The sequence below is a fragment of the Ruegeria sp. CDSA089 genome, from assembly GCF_059612205.1.
In genome coordinates this window covers 59798-79196 of the sequence record NZ_JBXWQD010000008.1, presented here as the reverse complement: position 1 = coordinate 79196, position 19399 = coordinate 59798, and the positions used below count along the sequence as shown (strand labels likewise).

Annotated in this window: 16 protein-coding genes; 13 read left to right on the top strand and 3 right to left on the bottom strand. The window is 58.3% G+C overall.

Annotated elements, in window-relative coordinates:
- Positions 1–48 precede the first annotated feature (48 nt).
- Together AC2FJ6_RS17675 and AC2FJ6_RS17670 are read right to left on the bottom strand one after the other, a co-directional pair.
- Positions 49–1389: a hypothetical protein gene (locus AC2FJ6_RS17675; RefSeq protein WP_496669625.1), complete on the bottom strand. Its 1341-nt coding sequence runs from the start codon at positions 1387–1389 to the stop codon at positions 49–51.
- A 206-nt stretch (positions 1390–1595) separates the two neighbouring features.
- A complete protein-coding gene (locus AC2FJ6_RS17670) occupies positions 1596–2630 on the bottom strand; it encodes a helix-turn-helix transcriptional regulator (RefSeq protein WP_170775070.1) in 1035 nt (344 codons plus the stop codon).
- Between the two features lie 247 nt (positions 2631–2877).
- Here AC2FJ6_RS17670 and AC2FJ6_RS17665 point away from each other — a divergent pair, with 247 nt between their 5' ends.
- The 9 genes from AC2FJ6_RS17665 (at position 2878) to AC2FJ6_RS17625 (ending at position 13734) form a co-directional block, all read left to right on the top strand.
- Complete coding sequence (locus AC2FJ6_RS17665) at positions 2878–4443, top strand: arylsulfatase (RefSeq protein ID WP_174819508.1); 1566 nt, start codon at positions 2878–2880, stop codon at positions 4441–4443.
- A 71-nt stretch (positions 4444–4514) separates the two neighbouring features.
- Positions 4515–5486 (top strand): HAD family hydrolase, encoded by a 972-nt coding sequence (locus AC2FJ6_RS17660; RefSeq protein WP_170775068.1) that lies wholly within the window; start codon positions 4515–4517, stop codon positions 5484–5486.
- Complete coding sequence (locus tag AC2FJ6_RS17655) at positions 5474–6472, top strand: AAA family ATPase (protein ID WP_480877952.1); 999 nt, start codon at positions 5474–5476, stop codon at positions 6470–6472. Before AC2FJ6_RS17660 ends, AC2FJ6_RS17655 begins: the two co-directional genes overlap by 13 nt.
- A gap of 7 nt (positions 6473–6479) precedes the next feature.
- Positions 6480–7454 carry a DUF58 domain-containing protein gene (locus tag AC2FJ6_RS17650; RefSeq protein WP_480877950.1) on the top strand — a complete coding sequence of 325 codons (975 nt, stop codon included), beginning with the start codon at positions 6480–6482 and terminating at the stop codon, positions 7452–7454.
- Entirely contained in the window at positions 7454–7933 is a 480-nt protein-coding gene (locus AC2FJ6_RS17645; RefSeq protein ID WP_480877948.1) for a DUF4381 domain-containing protein, read from the top strand. Before AC2FJ6_RS17650 ends, AC2FJ6_RS17645 begins: the two co-directional genes overlap by 1 nt.
- Positions 7930–8916, top strand: a complete 987-nt coding sequence (locus AC2FJ6_RS17640) for a VWA domain-containing protein (RefSeq protein ID WP_496669623.1) — start codon at positions 7930–7932, stop codon at positions 8914–8916. Before AC2FJ6_RS17645 ends, AC2FJ6_RS17640 begins: the two co-directional genes overlap by 4 nt.
- Entirely contained in the window at positions 8913–10442 is a 1530-nt protein-coding gene (locus AC2FJ6_RS17635; protein WP_170775059.1) for a VWA domain-containing protein, read from the top strand. The genes AC2FJ6_RS17640 and AC2FJ6_RS17635 overlap by 4 nt, the downstream gene beginning before the upstream one ends.
- Positions 10439–11767, top strand: coding sequence for a hypothetical protein (locus AC2FJ6_RS17630; RefSeq protein WP_496669621.1), 1329 nt, complete (start codon positions 10439–10441; stop codon positions 11765–11767). The genes AC2FJ6_RS17635 and AC2FJ6_RS17630 overlap by 4 nt, the downstream gene beginning before the upstream one ends.
- A gap of 17 nt (positions 11768–11784) precedes the next feature.
- A complete protein-coding gene (locus tag AC2FJ6_RS17625) occupies positions 11785–13734 on the top strand; it encodes a multiheme c-type cytochrome (protein WP_496669619.1) in 1950 nt (649 codons plus the stop codon).
- Between the two features lie 169 nt (positions 13735–13903).
- Here the strand turns inward: AC2FJ6_RS17625 and AC2FJ6_RS17620 are convergent, their stop codons facing one another.
- Entirely contained in the window at positions 13904–14884 is a 981-nt protein-coding gene (locus AC2FJ6_RS17620; RefSeq protein ID WP_170775055.1) for a helix-turn-helix domain-containing protein, read from the bottom strand.
- Positions 14885–15152: 268 nt separating this feature from the next.
- On the opposite strand from AC2FJ6_RS17620, the gene AC2FJ6_RS17615 reads away from it, so the two are divergent.
- From AC2FJ6_RS17615 to AC2FJ6_RS17600, 4 genes are all read left to right on the top strand, one after another.
- Positions 15153–16808 carry a sulfatase-like hydrolase/transferase gene (locus AC2FJ6_RS17615; protein WP_331252140.1) on the top strand — a complete coding sequence of 552 codons (1656 nt, stop codon included), beginning with the start codon at positions 15153–15155 and terminating at the stop codon, positions 16806–16808.
- 72 nt (positions 16809–16880) lie between these two features.
- A complete protein-coding gene (locus AC2FJ6_RS17610; protein WP_170775053.1) occupies positions 16881–17633 on the top strand; it encodes a porin family protein in 753 nt (250 codons plus the stop codon).
- Between the two features lie 88 nt (positions 17634–17721).
- On the top strand, positions 17722–18582 hold the full coding sequence (locus AC2FJ6_RS17605) for a tyrosine-protein phosphatase (RefSeq protein ID WP_170775051.1): 861 nt from the start codon (positions 17722–17724) through the stop codon (positions 18580–18582).
- Positions 18583–18639: 57 nt separating this feature from the next.
- Positions 18640–19314 (top strand): lipid-binding SYLF domain-containing protein, encoded by a 675-nt coding sequence (locus AC2FJ6_RS17600; protein ID WP_170787231.1) that lies wholly within the window; start codon positions 18640–18642, stop codon positions 19312–19314.
- Positions 19315–19399: the final 85 nt, after the last annotated feature.

The window sequence follows — 19399 nt, the reverse complement described above, 5'->3', positions numbered from 1 at the left end:
TTTGGGCTGGTCGCCAAGCCTAAGTGGTTTGTCACGGACGTACGAATATCACGCCGCGGCTTTCTCCGCTTTTTCCATTTCCTTGATGATCAGCACGCGCAGGATTTCGCGGAACTTATCCATGTTCCGTTTGAGCAAGGTTTCCATTAACGAACTACCCAGGCCAGCGTCCATTAAGAATTTCGCCGCAGCCTTGCCCAATTTGACGTTGTCCTCGCCCATAAGCTCTTTGGGGCCGCTTTTGAGCCATGGCAGAAGCAGTTTCTCAAGTTCCATTTTGCTAAGAACCTTCAGCATTGCTGACGTTCCAAGCTGGGTTGCAAAACGGCGCAATGCCAGAGGCAGCAGACGCTCGGGCGCGACCGAACGGATATAGACTTCAAGGCCAAGCTGCCCGCCGCGTTTTTCTAGAACCTTGGCCGCTATCTTCAATTCGGCGTTGATTATGCCCTTGGGCACGAGTCTGGGTGCCGCGCGTTCCGACCACGTTTTCAAAAAGGCCGGGCTAAGGGCACTGGTTGTGATATGGGGGCGCGCAAGCTTGACTACCCCACCCACGATCAACCCTGCAGCAGCCCCGGTGATCGCATTCTTCACCATTCTTTCGCTGATTTCTTTTGTCGACATCTGCTTTTCGCCTGCGATTTCACGGCCAATGGCGTCGTAGCCGTCAAAGGCCAACCCTGTAACGGTGGCGGCTGTGGCGTTCAGAACGATCCCTGCGCCCAACCCGGCCGGAGGGCAGGCGGTCAGAATAAGTGCGCAGGTCGCGAATTCACCCGCCGCTCGCACATATCCCGCCTGTTTGATCTTTTTCGCCGTGGCATCAATCAGGCCATGAACCCATGCGATGACGGCATTGTTGTAATTCACGACAGCCGCGTCGCAGGCGACCAGGGCTTTCTTGAACCCCTTGTAGTCGCGCCCGCTGACGGTTTTGGCCAATGTTTTGTAGGCCGCCGCTGCTTTGGTGTAGTAGGGGCGCGGATCTTCGGCGCGGCTTACCGCGTTGATGAACGTGTAGACATAGCGCTGTTGGTTGTTGATCTCGATCTGGGCATTGTGACGATCACAGGCAGCGTAGAAATTGATCCGCTGATGTTCCAGCGCGCGGTCCATTACGCGATGGACCTCTTTGACCGTAGCTTTGTAACCGCGTTCATCCAGCAGAACATTGCGCTTACCGTCCGAGACCACATAAGCCTTTGTTTTCGGGTTAAGAACCCAGACGACTTCCCCTTTTTTGAGCGCTTCACCTTTCTTCAGACGCACCGAGACTTTCTTGTTCTTGGAATATTTCAGGATCGCGTTTTGATCCTTGATTTTATATTGCTTTACGATGGAGGCCAGCGTGTCGCCGTCCTTTGCCTTATGCGAAATCCAAATCACGAAGCGTTCCTCTCCAATCCAGCTGGCAAAATGGGATCAGAGGGCAACTTCCCGCCATCCTCCTGCGGGTGCATGCACAACCAGGCCGCCACTGAGCCGATCTGCCGTTCAATAGCGGTAAGCTATGTGGTCCAAGTGTCCGGGTTGTGTCGCATGTTGTATCAATTGTATCAGCCGCGCCGACTGCCCCGACTGACCATTGTCGTTTATGAATTGGTGCCCGTAGTTGCCTTGGCGCGCGGGGCAATGGATGGCGCGTATCCCACCCAAGTTTTGAACGCTCGGGTAAAGTTGGCCATGTCGCTATACCCCAGCCTGTGGGCGATCTCGGTCAAGCCCAAATCCGTATCGCGCAACAAGCTTAAGGCGCGGCGATGACGGACCTTGCTCAGCAGTTTTCGAAAGGACTGCCCTTCAAGCGTCAGGCGCCGCTGAAGAGTGCGTTTACTCATGCTCATGCGACGTGCAACGGAGTCCAGTTCAGGGGTGCCTTCAAACATATCCAGCAGGATGCAGGCCTCCAACGCGATGATGAAGTCGCTGCCGGGCGCTGTCATTTTTGCCTGAACATCCGCCCAGCACATAGACGCCTCAGCCATGCTGTGTTGCAATGGCGGCGTATCCAACTCAATAGCGGTCAGCGGCAGGGACAGCGCCGAGCGGCCGTAAAGCGGCTGACACTGCAACAAATCGCGTAATTCATCCCCTTGGCCTCGGTCGGGGTAGTCAATTTCGATCCACCGCGGTCGCCAGCTAGGACCAAGGAAGCGTCGGACAAATCCCAGCATCAATGGGATGTTGTGGTCGCTGTGGGCGCAGATGGGGACGTCATCACCGCGCGGGACGAAATAGCGCATGATTCCGCCGCTGCGCATTTCAACCAACCAAACGCGGGGGCCGTTCTGGAACAGGGGCATGGCCCGCGCAAGACGATGAATCCCTTGACGCAACGTAGGGGCCTGACCGGCAAATTCGAACCACGGACCAATTTCCGCCCCGGACATGCCAAGCCCGACATGCAATCCGAAAAACGGGTGGCCCGACACGCGTTCAGCCTCGGCAAAAACACCGACCATTGCCGATAGCGGGATTCGCACAAACCGATCGTTCAGCACATCAATCGGAATGTTGGCTCGTTCAAAGACTCGCTCAACCGCTGCCGGTCCGGCGCAGCTTTGCAGCCGGTCCGGCAAATGTCCCATCCCGGCTGCGGTCGTGGTGGCGGTTTTTAGTTTTGACATCGTTAATGCTGATTTTATCTATGTATTACTTTGGAGACGGAGCAAATTATTGAGGTATATAAATTTTTGCACGGCTCTGGCGTGAAATGACAAGTGAAATGTGCTATCACTTGATACGCGTGGACAGGATGTAAGTTGTCATCACACAGCCCGAGGCGTCTTGGGCAGCCGGGGGGCGTGACATCGTATCCATGTCCACAAGCCGAAGGCACTACCCCCGGTTATTTCGAGTTCAGGGAGACAAACATTGCTTTTATTCCGACAATTAGTCAAACGGGCCGCCCGTCCGCTCAGCGGTGGGGTTCTGGCGCTGGCCGCTCTGGGCGCGCCGGTGTTGGCCCAGGGCGCGAACGACACACCGAATTTCCTGGTCATCTGGGGCGACGATATCGGGTATTGGAACATCAGCGCCTATAATCAGGGCATGATGGGGTATGAAACCCCCAATATCGACCGGATTGCCAATGAAGGGATGTTGTTCACGCACAGCTACGGGGAACAGTCCTGTACCGCAGGGCGTGCGGCCTTCGTCACGGGTCAGTCAGGGTTTCGCACAGGTCTGCTGAAAGTGGGTCTGCCGGGGGCCAAGGAAGGCATGTCGCCGAAAGATCCCAGCATTGCCGAATACATGCGCTCCAAGGGGTATATGACCGGGCAATATGGCAAGAACCATCTGGGTGATCTGGACGAACACCTGCCCACCAACCACGGATTTGATGAGTTCTTCGGCAACCTCTATCACCTGAACGCCGAAGAAGAGCCTGAAAACGAGGATTATCCCAAAGATCCGGCCTTCCGCGAACAGTTCGGCCCGCGCGGTGTGATCCGGTCATCAGCGGACGGTTCGGTCGAGGATACCGGCCCGCTGACCCGCAAACGGATGGAGACCATAGATGAGGAAGTCACAGCCGGGGCACTGGACTTCATGCAGCGCGCCCATGATCAGGGTAAGCCGTTCTTCCTGTGGTACAACACCACGCGGATGCATATCCACACGCATCTCAAGGAAGAAAGTCAGGGCGTGACCGGGCTGGGCGTCTATCCTGATGGCATGGTCGAACATGACGGCATGGTCGGCCAGATGCTGGACAAGCTGGATGAGCTTGGCATCGCCGACAACACCGTCGTAATGTATTCAACCGACAACGGGGCCGAGGTGTTCTCGTGGCCCGATGGTGGCACTACGCCGTTCCGAGGTGAAAAGAACGACAACTGGGAAGGCGGTTATCGCGTTCCAATGATGATCAAATGGCCCGGCGTTATTGAGCCCGGTCGCAAGTCAAACCAGATCATCAGCCATTTGGACTGGTTCCCGACCTTCATGTCCGCGCTGGGCGATCCTGACATGAAGGAGCGCATGCTCACCGAGGCCCCCTTTGGCGAAGAAAACGAGCCCGTCCATCTGGATGGCTATGACTTCATGCCGTATTTCCGAGGGGAAACTGAGGTCGGCCCGCGGCGCGAGTTCATCTATTTCTCGGATGGCGGCGATCTGGTGAACCTGCGTTACAACCGCTGGAAAGTGGTCTTTGCCGAACAGCGCGCCCATGGGTTCGACGTCTGGCAGGAACCGCTGACTTTCTTGCGTCTACCCAAGATCATCGACCTGTATTCCGACCCGTTCGAGCGGGCGCAGGACGAATCCATCGGCTATTCCCGCTGGCGTCTGGACCGGACCTATCTGCTGGTACCCGCGCAGGCCATTGTGGCGCAGTTCCTTGGCACGTTTCAGGACTACCCGCCACGTCAGGAACCGGCCAGCTTCTCAATTGATCAGGTCCTGAGAAGCCTGCAAACAGCCGGCAGTCAGTAACGGCTTAGACCGGACAAAACTTCATGGCGCGGAGCGATGCCGCGCCATTTTCGCACCAAAAGAGATTTCTCATGAAACGCTATGTTTTTGCCGTGGCTGCCTTGCCGTTTGGTTCTTTTCCCGCGCTGGCCGATCCGCTGGAGTCGTGGAACGACACCGCCACCAAAGCCGCCATTATCGACTTTGTCGAACGGGTGAGCGATCCGAGCTCTTCCGATTTCGTCCCCGAAGAGGCCCGCATTGCGACCTTTGACAATGACGGCACGCTCTGGGGTGAACAGCCGGTTTATTTTCAGCTTATCTACGCACTCGACCGCCTGAAGGAAAAGGCTGAGGCGGACCCGTCGATCCTGACCTCGGATGTCCTAAAGGCTGCCGCTGCAGGCGATATGGCCGCCGTCGCCGACCGGGGAGAGGCTGGTTTAATGGAAATCCTGAACGTCTCGCATTCGGATATATCCGTCGATGCGTTTCAGGCCGATGTCGCAGACTGGATCGCCACCGCCCGACACCCGGACACGAACCGGCCATACAACGAGATGATCTATGCGCCCATGCTGGAACTGCTGGATTACCTCGAGGCCGAAGGGTTTCAGACGTGGATCGTGTCGGGTGGCGGCATCCACTTCATGCGCGCCTTTGCCAGCGAAACCTACGGAATCCCGATCAACCGGATCGTAGGCTCGGTCACGCCGACCAGCTATGAGGTAGTTGAAGGTGTGCCCAAAATTATCAAGGGCCCCGGAATTGCTTTTGTGGATGACAAGGCAGGCAAGCCTGTTGGGATCGACTCGCATATCGGGCAGCGTCCGATCTTTGTGGGTGGCAACTCGGACGGTGATTTCCAAATGCTGGAATATGCCACCGCTGGCGAAAGACCTGCCCTAGGCGTGATCGTTCATCACACCGATGCCGACCGCGAATACGCCTACGACCGCGACAGCCACATCGGTAGGCTGGTCCGCGGATTGGATGAGGCCGACGCACGTGGATGGGTGATCATCGACATGAAAGAGGATTGGGCGAAGGTATGGCCGGAATGAGCGACACTCCCAACCCCCGCGCGCATATCGACGCCCTGCGCGAACGCATGGGTCAGGCCATAATTGGTCAGCGCGACGTCATCGAGCGCCTGTTGATTGGTTTGCTGGCCAATGGCAATCTGCTGGTCGAAGGTTTGCCGGGGCTTGCCAAGACCCGCGCGATCAAGGCGATGGCGAAGAACCTGGAAAGCGATTTCAGTCGCATCCAGTTCACACCCGATCTGTTGCCCTCGGACGTGACTGGCACGGATGTCTACTACCAGACCGAAAAGGGCGGCGAATTCCGGTTCGAGGCCGGGCCTATCTTTGCCAATATCGTGCTGGCCGACGAGATCAACCGTGCCCCTGCCAAGGTGCAGGCCGCCTTGCTTGAGGCAATGGAGGAACGGCAAGTCACGGTGGGCGGGACCACGCACAAGATGGCCCCATTGTTCATGGTCATGGCGACCCAGAACCCGGTGGAGCAGGAAGGCACCTATGCCCTGCCTGAGGCGCAATTGGACCGGTTTTTGATGCATGTGCTCATCACTTACCCTCCGGTCGAGGATGAGGTTGAGGTCGTGCGGCTGGTCCGCGCTGAAGAGATCGCCGCCCAGAGCAAAGCAAAAGGCGAAAAACCCGCCCCAATCCCGCAACAGGCGATCTTTGACGCCCGGTCCCAGATCGGCGGAATCCATGTCTCGGACGCTATCGACCGCTATTTCGCCGATCTGGTGCAGGCCACCCGGACGCCCGAGGCCTATGGCGACGATCTGCGCCGCTGGATCGAGGTCGGCGCAAGCCCGCGCGCCTCGATCGCGCTGGATAAATGCAGCCGCACCCATGCCTGGCTGAGCGGGCGCGATTATGTCGACCCCGAGGATGTCCGCGCCATTGCGCCAGATGTGCTGCGGCACCGGCTGGGGCTGACCTACGAGGCCCATGGCGAAGGGATCAGCGCCGATCAGGTGATTGCCGAGATCCTGATGCAGGTCGCACTGCCGTGAGGCGCAGATGTTGAACCGAAACGCATCCCTCAGGCTGGGGCGCGTCAAACCCCGGCCCGCCGAAACCGACGACCCGCGCGTTCGGGTTGATATCGCGCATCTGCGGGCGCTTGAGACGCGCGCCAAGGCGCTGCGGTTTCTGCCGCGCCAGCCTGCGCGCTCGGTGCTGAATGGCCGCCACGCCTCGCGCCTGCGCGGGCGCGGGCTGAATTTCGAGGAACTGCGCGGCTACCTGCCCGGTGACGACATCCGCGCGATTGACTGGAAAGTCACCGCCCGCGCCGGTGAGCCCTATATCCGCGTCATGACCGAGGAACGCGACCGCCCGACACTGATCGTGGTGGATCAGCGCATGTCGATGTTCTTTGGCTCGGTCCTGAACATGAAATCGGTCACTGCGGCCGAGGCGGCGGCCCTGTCCGCCTACCGGATTTTCGATCAGGGCGACCGTGTGGGCGGCATCGTCTTTACCGACGACAAGATCGCCGAAATCAAACCCGCGCGCAGCCGGGCCACGCTGTCGCGCTTTATGGCCATTCTGGCGGAGGCGAACGGACAATTGCACGCCGAGGCCCCCGAGACCGATCCGATCCGCCTGACCGACGTGCTGCGCGCTGTTGCCCGGATCGCCCCCCGCGATCATCTGATTGTGGTGCTTAGTGATTTCGATGTGATTGATGCAGAAACCGAACAGTTGGTCTCAGGCCTGTCACGGCGCAACGACCTGATCTTGGGACTGATTACGGATCCCTTCGCCAAGGACCTGCCTCGCGATCTGTCACTGATCATCTCGGACGGAGCGTTGCAGGCTGAAATCAAAACATCCGACTCAATACAACATGCGGCGCTGAGAGAATTCGCCAGCGCCCGCGTGGCGCAGGTTCTGGATTGGCAGCGCAGGTTCGGCGTGCCCGTTCTGCCGCTGACAGCGGCCGAGGAAACCCTGCCGCAGATCCGGCATCTGATGGGGCTGGGACCGTAATGAACGAAACGGAAATCCCCACCGGCACTTCGCTGGTCGACCTGCTGGATCAACTGGTTGTGCCAGATCCGCCGCCGCCCGTGTCGATGATGCCGCAAACGGTCGGCTGGGCCGTTGTGGGCGCGCTTCTGGCGGCGGCGGCGGTACTTGTGCTGTGGCACATGATTTCCCGATACCGCGTCAACGCCTATCGCCGCGCAGCGCTGGCAGAGCTGGCGCAGGCCGCGGATGACCCCGCGCAGGTCGCCGAAATCCTGCGTCGCACGGCGCTGGTGGCCTATGATCGGCGCTTGGTTGCCGGATTACAGGGAATGGATTGGATCGCCTTTCTGGAACGCACCGAAGGTGCATCGTGGAATGACGCTCTGCGCCCGCTTTTGCTTGATGCACCCTATCGCGGCAACACCGGAGCCTCGCCGGATCTGACCGCGCGCGTCGCCCGCTGGATCAAGGCACATAAGCGCGAGGTGGCCTCATGATCCAACTGGCGTTTCCATGGGCTTTTCTGCTTCTGCCACTGCCCTGGTTGATCTGGCGTTTCGCGCCACCGCACAGAGAACGCGTGACGGCGCTGCGGGTGCCCTTCTTCCGTCAGGTCTCGCATGCGCTGGGGCAGGAACCACGCGCCGGATCTGTGGTGTTGGCCCGAACGCGGATACAGGTGATCACGGCAGCGTTCTGCTGGGGGTTGATCGTGATCGCACTGGCCGGGCCAGAACGGGTCGGTCGCCCCGTCGAGATCGAAAAATCAGCCCGCGACATGATCCTTGCCATCGACGTGTCTGGCTCGATGGACACTGTGGATTTCACGGATGCACAAGGCGAGAAACGGCAGCGTTTCTCGGCCGTTCAGGATGTTGTACGCGCTTTTGTGCAGGGGCGAGAAGGCGACCGGGTGGCGCTGATCGTGTTTGGGTCCAAGGCGTATTTGCAGGCTCCGCTGACCGAGGATTTGCAGACGATCACCGATCTTTTGGACCGCACGCAGGTTGGCATGGCCGGACCCCAAACGGCGCTTGGCGATGCTATCGGGCTGGCGATCCATACCTTCGAAGCCAGTGAGATTGACGAACGCGTCTTGATCCTGCTGTCCGACGGCAGCGACACCTCCAGCCGGATGGACCCAGTGAACGCAGCCGAGATTGCCAAAGACAACCGCGTGACCATCATGACCATCGGCGTTGGCGATCCCGAAGCTTCGGGCGAGGACAAGGTGGATGTCAAAACGCTTGAAGACATCGCTCGCCGCACCGGTGGTCAGTACTTCTTTGCCGCCGACCAGTCCGCCCTGACCGCCATCTATGCCCGAATCGACGAACAAAGCCCGCGTCAGGTCGAAACTCTGTCCTATCGCCCGCGCCAGTCTTTGGCGTGGATACCACTGGGGTTGGCTGCGCTGCTGGGTTGCGCCGCGATGGGATGGTTGTCGTTGGGCCACCGTAGTGGGAGGGCGCAGGCATGAGCGATCTGCTACTGGCCATGTCGGTGTTCCATTTTCTACGGCCGCTCTGGCTGCTGCTGGTGCCAGTGATCGTCGGATTATGGTGGCTCACCCGACGACGTCGGTCCGGGCGTAACACCCTGTCTCAGGGCATCGCGCCGCATCTGCAAGCTGCGATGGAAGTCGGACGCAATCAGGCGCACCGCATTCGGCCCATAGATGGGGTTGCGCTGACTTTGTTGTTGCTCGCCGCGGCGGCTGCAGGACCGACTTGGTCACGGCAACCCAACCCTCTGGTGGCGCAATCCGCGCCGGTGGCAGTGGTTCTGAAAGTCACCAAATCGATGGATGCCATCGATATTGCACCCAGCCGTTTGGAACGCGGCAAGCAAAAGATCCGCGATTTTCTAGACCTGAGGGCAGGGGGGCGATCGGGGTTGGTGGCCTATGCAGGCAGCGCGCATGTGGTGGTTCCAATGACCGAGGATGCCTCGATCATCCTGCCTTATCTCGAAGGGCTTTCGCCAGACGTGATGCCCAAGGAGGGGGCGGATTTTGCACAAGCCCTGAGCCGCGCTCAAGCCCTGATCGAGGACGAAGGCGGTGGTGCGTTGTTGCTGGTTGCCGATGGTCTTGATCCGGCGGATGTGAGTGCAGTCGAAACCGCCCCGATGCCGGTTGCGGTTCTGTCCATGCTGCCCGAAGGCACGCGCGACCGAGGGCTTGATGCGCTCGGCAATCGGGTGATCGCTGTGCAGCCCGATGGCAGCGATATCCGGCGTCTGGACCGGACGCTGAATGCCTCATACCGGCAAAGTCTGCTGGAAAACTCTGATGACCCATGGCTGGATCGTGGGCCGCTGCTGGCGTGGCCTGCGGCACTGTTGCTGCTTTTGTGGTTTCGGCGGGGCTGGACTATGCATTGGGGTGCCGCGGTCTTTGCACTTATGCTGATGGCGCCCGGGCAGGCGCGCGCCGACGGCCTGGCTGACTGGTTCTGGACGCCTGACCAGCAGGGGCAGCGTGCCTATGATCGCAAGGATTATACGCGCGCCTCTGAACTGTTCGGTGACCCGCTGTGGCGCGGATGGGCCATGTACCGGGCGGGCCGCTATGCCGAAGCCGTGCAGGTGCTGGACCGTGTGGATACCGCACAGGCTGCCATGATCCAGGGTCTGTCAAACATCCGAAATCGGGCTTACCGTGACGGGGTTCGGTCGTTCGAAACCGCTCTGACGCGCGACCCGGGCTATCCGGGTGCTGCCGAAAATCTGGAGATCGCAAAACAGATCGTCGCGTATGTCGAAGCCGCGCAAGAGGCGCAGGATACGCAGGACCAGACCGAGCTACGCGCCGATGACGTGACCTATGACAACGAGGAAAACAAAGGTCAGGAGCTTCAGGTTGACCTGCCGCAAGAGGACGCCGCCGCCGGGCTGCAGAGCGCCGAACAATGGATGAACTCTGTTGATACCGAGACTGGGGATTTCCTGAAAAGTCGCTTCTTGCTGGAAGCGACGCAGGCGGCTGCGGAGGGCGAGCAATGAAACTCTGGCCTGTCTTAGCGGCTCTTTGCACATCAATTGTACCCGATGTCGCGGCGGCGCAAGACCCGTTTCCAGGTTTCAAATCCAACGCCGAGATCAAGGCCGAGGAAGACGCCCGCGACGGCAGTGAAGCCGCCACGCCAACCGAGCCCGTCGCGCGGGTCGAAATGTCGGCCATGGACGTCGTGCCCGGTCAGGCGCTGGATATGCGGGTGACCGTTTTGGTGCCGACCTACATGCCCAGCCCTCCGGTGTTTCCGACCTTTGATCAGCCGAACCTGATGATCTCGTTGCCTGAAGGCGGGTCGGGCCCCGTGACTGAGCGTGTGGGCGCCAGCAACTGGTCGGGTGTTAGCAGACGCTACAAGGTGACGCCGATGGTGGCGGGAAATTTTGGGATTCCGTCGCTGGAGATCACGGTTACATGGGCCGACCCCGAGACCAACGCGCCTGTTGAAACGACGCTCTCTCTGGCTGCGCAGAGCTTCACTGCCACGGTGCCTAGTGGGTCCGAGTCGCTTGACCCTTTCATTGCCGCTGAAGCGCTGAGTCTGACGCAGACCGTCGAGGGATCAGCCGAGGCTCTGGAACCCGGCGATACTCTGACCCGCACTATCACTGCTGAAATTACGGGAAGCAGCGCTATTCTGCTGCCCGCGCTTGCGCCCACGGGCGCTTTGCCCGGTTTGGCGGCCTATCCTGACAGCTCGACGGTGCAGGACCGGGAGAATCGGGGAAAGACCGTCGGCACCCGCTCCGAACGTACGGTTTATTTGGCGGAAAGCGGCGCTCAAAGAAGCCTGCCTGTCATCAAGCTGCGTTGGTTCAACACAAACACGGGACAGATCGAAACCACGTCGGTCGAGGCCATCCCCTATAACGTCGATGGCCCGATCTTGCCGCGCGTGGCCGATGCCGACCGGGCGACTCTGATCTATATGGCTTTAACCGTGCTTCTGGGAACTCTGGCCGCCATAGGATTGATCCGCCACAGAGCCCGCAAGCGTGACGCGTCCCTACCGCCCCCGACAGAGGCCAGCCTGTTCCGCGACCTGATGCACACCGTCAAGGCACGGGATCTTCACACCCTCTATGGCGCATTGGACCGATGGGCGGCGATGACACAGGGTGCCGACCCGCGTCGACACACAGACGTCCAGCTTGCCCTGACCAATATCGGTGCCGCCGCCTATGGCCCGCAAGACAGCGAGCCGGGGGCAGCCTGGGCTGCGCTTGCAAGGGCCTTGTCCGCCGCCCGGCACTCGGGCACTCTGACCCGCGCGGCACAGCCTTTGCCCGCGCTGAATCCCACGGGCCCTGCCTGACCGACCGAAGGACTCTGATGCGCCTGCTCATTTCTGCCCTGTTAACCCTTACTGGCCCTGCTGTGCCGGCTATCGCTCAAAGCGCAGATTATGTCGGCTCGGACGCCTGCACCGAATGCCACCGCGCCGAGGCTGATGCCTGGAAAGGCTCGCACCACGCGGGGGCCTGGACTGAGGCCGTACCCGACAACATCCGCGCGGATTTCAACGGGACAACTTTCACGTTGGGCGACATGACCGCGCGGTTTCGGATTGAAGCAGACGGCACCCACCACGTTACCGTGACTGAGCGCGACGGTGTGACAACCGACTACCCAGTGCATTCAGTTGTCGGTGTCGAACCTCTGCAGCAATACTTGCTGGAAACCGAGCCCGGCCGGTTGCAGAGCTTCGACGTGGTCTGGGATACGGAAAAGTCCGAATGGTTCCACCTTTACCCGGATCAGAACGTGCCACCTTCGGACGCGCTGCACTGGACGGGGCCGTACAAAAGCTGGAACGCGCGCTGTGGCGTCTGCCATGCCACCGGGTACGACACCGGATACGACCCGGCCTCGGATACATATCAGACCACTCAGGCCGAGATTGGCGTCGGCTGCGAGGCCTGCCATGGCCCCGGTCGTGATCATGTGGGATGGGCCCAGAGCGCTGGCGAGCCCCCCTTGAACTTTGGATTGTCGGCTGACCTGTCGACACCGCAAGGGCTGATCCAACAATGCGCCGGATGTCATTCCCGACGCGAGGCGTTCTTTGACGGCAACCCTGAACCGGGCACCGCCTATCACGACGCCTACAACCTATCGCTGCTGCGGCCCGGCCTCTATTACCCCGATGGTCAGATCCGGGATGAGGTCTATGTATACGGGTCGTTCCTGCAATCGAAAATGCATGAAAAGGGCGTCACGTGTTCCGATTGCCACGATGCCCATAGCGCCGAAGTCATAGCTGATGGCAACGCCGTCTGCGCACAGTGTCATAACCCCGATGGCAACCCGCGCTTTCCCAGCCTGCCGCCGGCCGAATTCGACAGCCCCGCCCATCACCATCACCCAGAAGACAGTGCCGGGGCGCAATGTAGGTCCTGTCACATGACAGAGCAGGTCTATATGGGCAATGACTGGCGGGCCGATCATTCCTTCCGCATCCCCCGCCCGGATCTGAGCGCCGAGACTGGCGCGCCGGATGCCTGCACCAGCTGCCACACCGATCAGACCCCGGACTGGGCCGCAGCACGGCTGCGCGACTGGTTCCCAGACAGTTCCAACCGCGGGCCGCATTTCGGGCAGGTTTTGGCGCGGGCGCAGATCAATCCCACATTGGCCTCGGACGATCTGGTGGACCTGGCCCTTAGTGCCAGCAGCCCGGCACTGATCCGGGCGACTGCCATCTGGCTGATCGGCCAGACCGGCGACGCCCAACAGATCGGGCGCATTTCGGATATGGTCAACGCGGCAGACCCCGTGATCCGATCCGCCGCTGTCGAAGCCATGCACAGCCTGCCCGGTCATGAGCGGGTACAGCGAGTGTTGCCCATGCTGGATGATCCCAGCCGCAATGTCCGGATCGCGGCGGCGCGTGGGCTCTATAATGCACCCATCGCGCATTTGCCTGACAAGATTGCGGCCGCGTTCCGTTCGGCGATTGGCGAGTGGCAAAACGCGATGGCTGCGCGGCTGGACTTTCCCGAAACCCATTTGCAACTGGGTGGCTTTGCGTTGACCACCCGCAACCTTCCCGCCGCCGATCAGGCCTTTTCTCGTGCCGTTGAAATGGACCCCATGCTGGTCGACGCCTGGATCATGCGTATCCGCATCGCAGCGGTTTCCGGGCAGCAGGAAAAGGTTGAAGAACTCATCGCGGCTGCCAGTCGCGCCAACCCAGGCGACTTTGCTCTTGAAAGCCTGATCGCCCAACTGACCGGAACCGAGATGAACCTGTTGCCCCCACCCGCCGAGCCGGACGAATAAGTTGACAGGTTCAAAGCGCACAGAATTCCCCTGTTGGTGCTTGCCACCGGAAACATGTTCATGGTGTCCCTTTTAGAGCGTCGCGGGCTGGATGTCGGGTGGTGGGTATCGCCGGGCCCGTGTGTTCAAGCTCTTATAGGACAATTTATTCCGAGGTGCTTGAAGACCGTCACGCTCCGCGTCTCATCTGCGTCTCTGACGGCAATTCGCCAAAAAACAGCCGATAGTCTCGGGCGAATTGCCCCATGTGCCAAAACCCATGTTTGTTGGCTATATCGGCAATTGATTTCGCTCCAGCCCCGTTCAGTAGATCTTCGCGAACACCGTCCAACCGCAGTCGCATATAATATGCTTTTGGACCATACCCGAAGCGTTCGTTGAAAGCGCGGTTCAGGGTGCGCAATGACGCGCCGGTTGCTGCGCACAGGTCTTCGATGGAAACGGGCTCCAGCGCATTGTCGTTCATCATCTCCAAAGCCCGGTTAAGGGCGCGGCGTCTGGTTTGGGCTGAACTCTTGTCTTGATGAATTGCGCTGCTGGTCAGGATGGCTAACACTTTGATCATCAGAGCTTCTTCAACATCTTCGTTCCATGGCTCATCCGAGTGTTTCAACAGATTTGCGATTTCTCGTTCCAGCCAATCCATTCTGCGCGCATTAACATCGGAAATCTGTATTCGCAGCGCCGGGCCTTCGCTTGCGATAGAATATCCGCAACACTGGGCGAGATTCTGGAACCGCCGGGTGTTGAAAGAAACGACATTGCCAAAGAAACGTCCCGTAGACACGCCGTCGAAGCCATCTTTGTTTCCAAAAGTCAGAAAGGCGTCGTCGTCGAGCGCACATCCTTGCCAGGAATCTATTGTACCTCTGCGGGAAATGCCGAATGTGCTCCACCCGTCGGGTGAGACGCCGCGTTGGTGAACCGCACCGCTGAGCGAGATGTTCAAAACAGAACATGCCGGGCTAGAGCGCACCGCGATTTGTGTGGACAAAGGGCCGGGGTCAAGCTGGCGAAAGTCCATTTCCCAGGGCGTCATCGCGGCAAGATCATTGGGATGCATCAGGTCAAGCACGATCGCAGAAGGGGCCGCTTCAGCGGCGCTGGCATCGAATTCCTGCGGATTTGGCCGATTTTTGATGTGGTCCATTTCAGCATCCTGACAGTTTACCGGTAAAGAAAACAAACTGGAGGGGGGCCAAGTCAAGTGTCGCGTCAAGCTTCCAAATCTCGCATGGGCAGACCACGTCTGCCAAATGCCGACGCCCGTTCCAAAAGGGTTGTGACCTTTGTCACCCCGCCCGAGTACCGACGCCTAACAGAGCTGGCACATCAGTCCGATCAATCATTATCGGCCCAATGCCACGACCTTCTTGTGGCGGCGTTGCAAGACGTAACCACCAACTGGAGAGCCTGCAGTGACGATTAGTTTGAGATATATGGCGTTGGCCACAACCACGTTTACATTCCTAACCGGGGGGCAGGTTGTTGCGCAAAGCGACCCCATTGTACACGACGGCGAATTCAGCTTTTTGCGTGCTCAGTTTGGAGAGGAGTGGGACGCGCAGGATCTCGAGATCGACGCCAAACTTGCTGAAATTCGTGAGGCCAACGGGGGTAAGCCTCCGAATTTTTTGTATATTCTGATTGACGACATCAGCTTCGGCCAGATGGGCGAGCGAAAGATGAACTATGTGATGGGGATCGAGACACCCAATATCAACGGTTTTGCCCGCGAAGGCATGTCGCTGATGCGGATGTACACTGAACCGTCCTGCACGCCGACACGTACAGCTATGTTGACCGGTCGGCATCCGATCCGGGCCGGGGTTGAAGAGGTCAAGGTCGCTCTGGTTGGTGAGGGTCTGCCTGCCAGCGAAGTGACGCTTCCCGAGATTCTGAAAGAGGTGGGGTATAACACATCTCACGTTGGCAAGTGGCATCAGGGCGATATCGAAGAGGCCTATCCCCACAATCAGGGTTTCGACTACGCAGCCTTTCCGCTGCACCAACAGGTGCAGCTAAGCCTGATGACCCGCGAGGCAATGCAGGCCAACAATATGTTGGGATACCATGCCTCGGGTCAGAACAACCAATTTTTGCTGGACGAGCGCTTTAAACCCTACGGCTTGGTGACAGGGGTTGAGGCCGAAGCAGGCGGGCCCGCGCGCGAGGTTGAAATGGCCCCGGGCGAAGAGTGGACACAGGCCAAATATGAAGAGATGAATGAGCGCTATCAGGCGCAAGCTATGGAGCAGCTTGAGCGCGTTGCGGCGCTGGATGAGCCATTCTTTCTGCAATACTGGCCGCTTTACCCGTTGAACTTTGTCTACCCGGATCAAGCCCTCTCGCGCAACGGCGGGTTTCATGCGGACAAGTTGCAGCTTTTGGACGAATGGATCGGAGACGTTCTGGCCAAGCTAGAGGAGACAGGTGAGGCCGACAATACCATCGTCATGATCATGGCCGACAATGGCCTGATGTATCACTACGAAGGAACCTCTGGCCTGAACCAATTGATCTATCGCGGCGGCAAAACTCAGCATCTGGAAGGCGGGGTGCGCACGGATGCGTTTATTCGCTGGCCCGGTGTGATCGAAGCTGACAGCGCTGCAGGGGACATTTTTCACGTCTCGGATATTTACACCACGATCGCGCGCATTGCCGGGGCGACAGAATTCATTCCGCGGGACCGAGTGATTGACGGGGTCGACCAAACAGCATTGCTGCTGGAGGGTGAAGGTAATGGGCGGCGTGATTATGTTTACGTCTACGAAGGCCCCGTGCTGCGGTCGATCGTCAAACAGGAATTCAAGATGCATCTGCCTGCGCCGGGTGCTCCGGGGGCTGCTGCGCCGACCTACAATGTCTATAGGGACCCGCGCGAAGAACATCCGCTAGTTGGGTATTCTCTTTGGGCCGGTGCCTCGTTCCAGGACATGGTCAAGCGACATCAAAAGATGATGGCCAAATATCCCAACTCGGAAATTGGTAAAGACATTCCCTACGGCGGTATTGAAAACTTGCGTCCTGAAAGCGAGGAAACACGCGACGTGTTCATGAGCTGGCAATAAACCACTCAGCCGGGCGCAGAGCTTGCACCTCTGCGCCCCTCCGCACTTAGAAATTTCACGAAGGCCCTGAAAATGAACAGTACCTTTTTCGCCGGAAAGAGATGGCGCTTGTCTGCGATTGCCTGCGCGTTTTGGGCCGGATTTGCTCTGCCCGCGAAGGCAGATAACCCGACCTGGGATTTTACCGCCTACCTGTATCTCTGGGCGCCCGCATTAAGCGGTGAAACAACCACTGGGAACAGCATCGATGTAAGTTTCAGCGACATTCTGGACAATCTCGACTTCGGGTTGATGGGCGCTGTCGAAGCGCGACGCGCAAAGCTTTCGGTCTTTGTCGATGCCCTGTATCTCAACCTGAGCAACGATCAAAATAGTGCCGTCGGTCCGGGTATCCCTGCCTCTTCGGATGTCGATGTCGAAGGGACCGTATTTACGGGCTCGGTTGGATACGATTTGGTTGATGCGCCAGGCACCCTTTTCACAGTTTTAGGCGGGGTAAGAAGCCTGAACCTAGACAATACCGTTGACATCGAAGTCTCCGGCGGCTCGCAACGTGTGTCGGGTAAGATCAACAACTGGGACGTTGTGGTCGGTCTGCGTGGAACACGCCAGTTCAGTGATCGTTGGGGGATGTCCTACTATGCGGATATCGGTGCCGGAGAAAGTGACCTGACAACTCAGCTTAGCTTGGCTGCAAATTATAAGATCAACAATTGGGACCTGGTGCTGGGCTATCGGTATCTCGATTGGAAAATCGGTAATTCGCAGGCGATTTCGGATTTGACCTTTGACGGTGCCTTCGTCGGCGTTCGGTTTGATTTCTAAGGTCGAAACGTGACCCAATCCTGAGGTTCACCAAACCCTTGACGGTCATTCCCATCATCACCCTAAGACCACCCGGAAGGAGAAACAAATGACCATTGTACGCGCGGCAATCGTAGCTCTCGCCTTATGCGGGTTGGGGGATGCTGAGCAAACGCAAGCCTCCGAGGATCGCGCCATCCCGATTGAAGGCGTGGCCAATACCAGGGACTTAGGCGGATTGCAGACCAAAGACGGGCGCAGCATTCGAACCGGGCAACTTATTCGTTCCGGTGAAATTGATCGTATGGGTGCCGACGGAATGGCTCTTGTCGAGGATCTGGGGGTTACTTCCATAGTGGATCTAAGAACCACGTTGGAATCGACCGCTGACCCTGTTTTGTGGCCGGATGGACAAGGGCCTGAACGCTACAATTTCCCGGTCATGGAACAAGAGGCTCAGATGATCGAAGACATGCGTGCAAGCATCAAGTCAGGGACGGCGACCGAGACGCAAACGGACACTCTCTTTTTCGAGGCTTTCGGATATATCGCCACTGACTACACAAAAGAATTTCGTGCTTTGTTTGACGTCCTGATCGAGCAACCGGAGGGGGAGGCTGTGCTGTATCACTGCTCGGGTGGAAAAGACAGAACCGGTGTTGCCACTGCCTTGGTGTTGAGCGCGTTGGGCGTCACACAAGAAGACATCGAGGCAGATTTCATGATGAGCAACGTTCTCAAGGATGCCCGCAACGCATCCGTGAAAATTGCTGATCAAGTGAACGCTGAACGCGGCACGAACATGACCCCTGAAGCGGTCTGGCCCTCGTTGGGTGTTCGAATGGAGTATTTGAATAACTTCTATAGCAGTGTGAACGAGACTTACGGTTCGGTCGACAATTACCTGCATGAGGGCCTTGGGCTGACAGATCAGGATCTGGAAAAGCTGCGCGATAGATACTTGAACTAATCCGAAGTCAGCTGTGCTATCTGTGACAGCAAGTGCTTTTTTGCCAAGTCACTTCGGATGAACAGGGAGGATAAGATGTTGCGTTTCATATTTTTCGCCGCATTTTTGTTTGTTGGCATTTTAGGGTTTCCCACCGAGCAATCCGCATATGCGGAAAACCTTCTGGACAAGGTGACGAAAGGCGTTTCCGACGCGGCCAAAAAGGCAGGTGATGTCGCTGAAACTGCAAGCGAGGCTGTTTTGGACACGACCAGTGGTTTGACCGCGTCCGAAATCGACAATGGGGCAAGTGCCGCACTTGATCAATTGTACAGCAACTCATCCGAAGCCAGAGACTTGTCCGAAGAAGCGATAGCCATTTTGATTTTTCCGAAAGTCACTGCAGGTGGCTTGGTCGTCGGAGGTCAATTCGGTGAAGGCGCTATGCGCGAGAATGGGGTCACAACGGGCTACTACAATATTGCGGGTGCCTCATACGGGTTTCAGGCGGGTGTTCAGCAATTCTCATATGCAATGTTCTTCATGAACGACGCTGCCCTTGAATATTTTCGCAACAACAATGGCTGGGAGGCAGGCACCGGACCGACACTGGTTGGTGGTGATCAAGGCTGGTCTGCTTCCATGGGCACCAATGACCTTCAAGGAGATATCGTTCCAATAGTGTTCGGTCAGGAAGGTTTGATGGCGGGAACTAGTCTTAAGGGGACAAAGATCAGCAAAATCGATAAGTAAAGGCGGAGTTAAACCTTTGGGTTTGCAGCGGATGCTGGTTGTTCTACCGATCTCGGTCATCCCTATTGTTCTTCGGCAAAAAAGT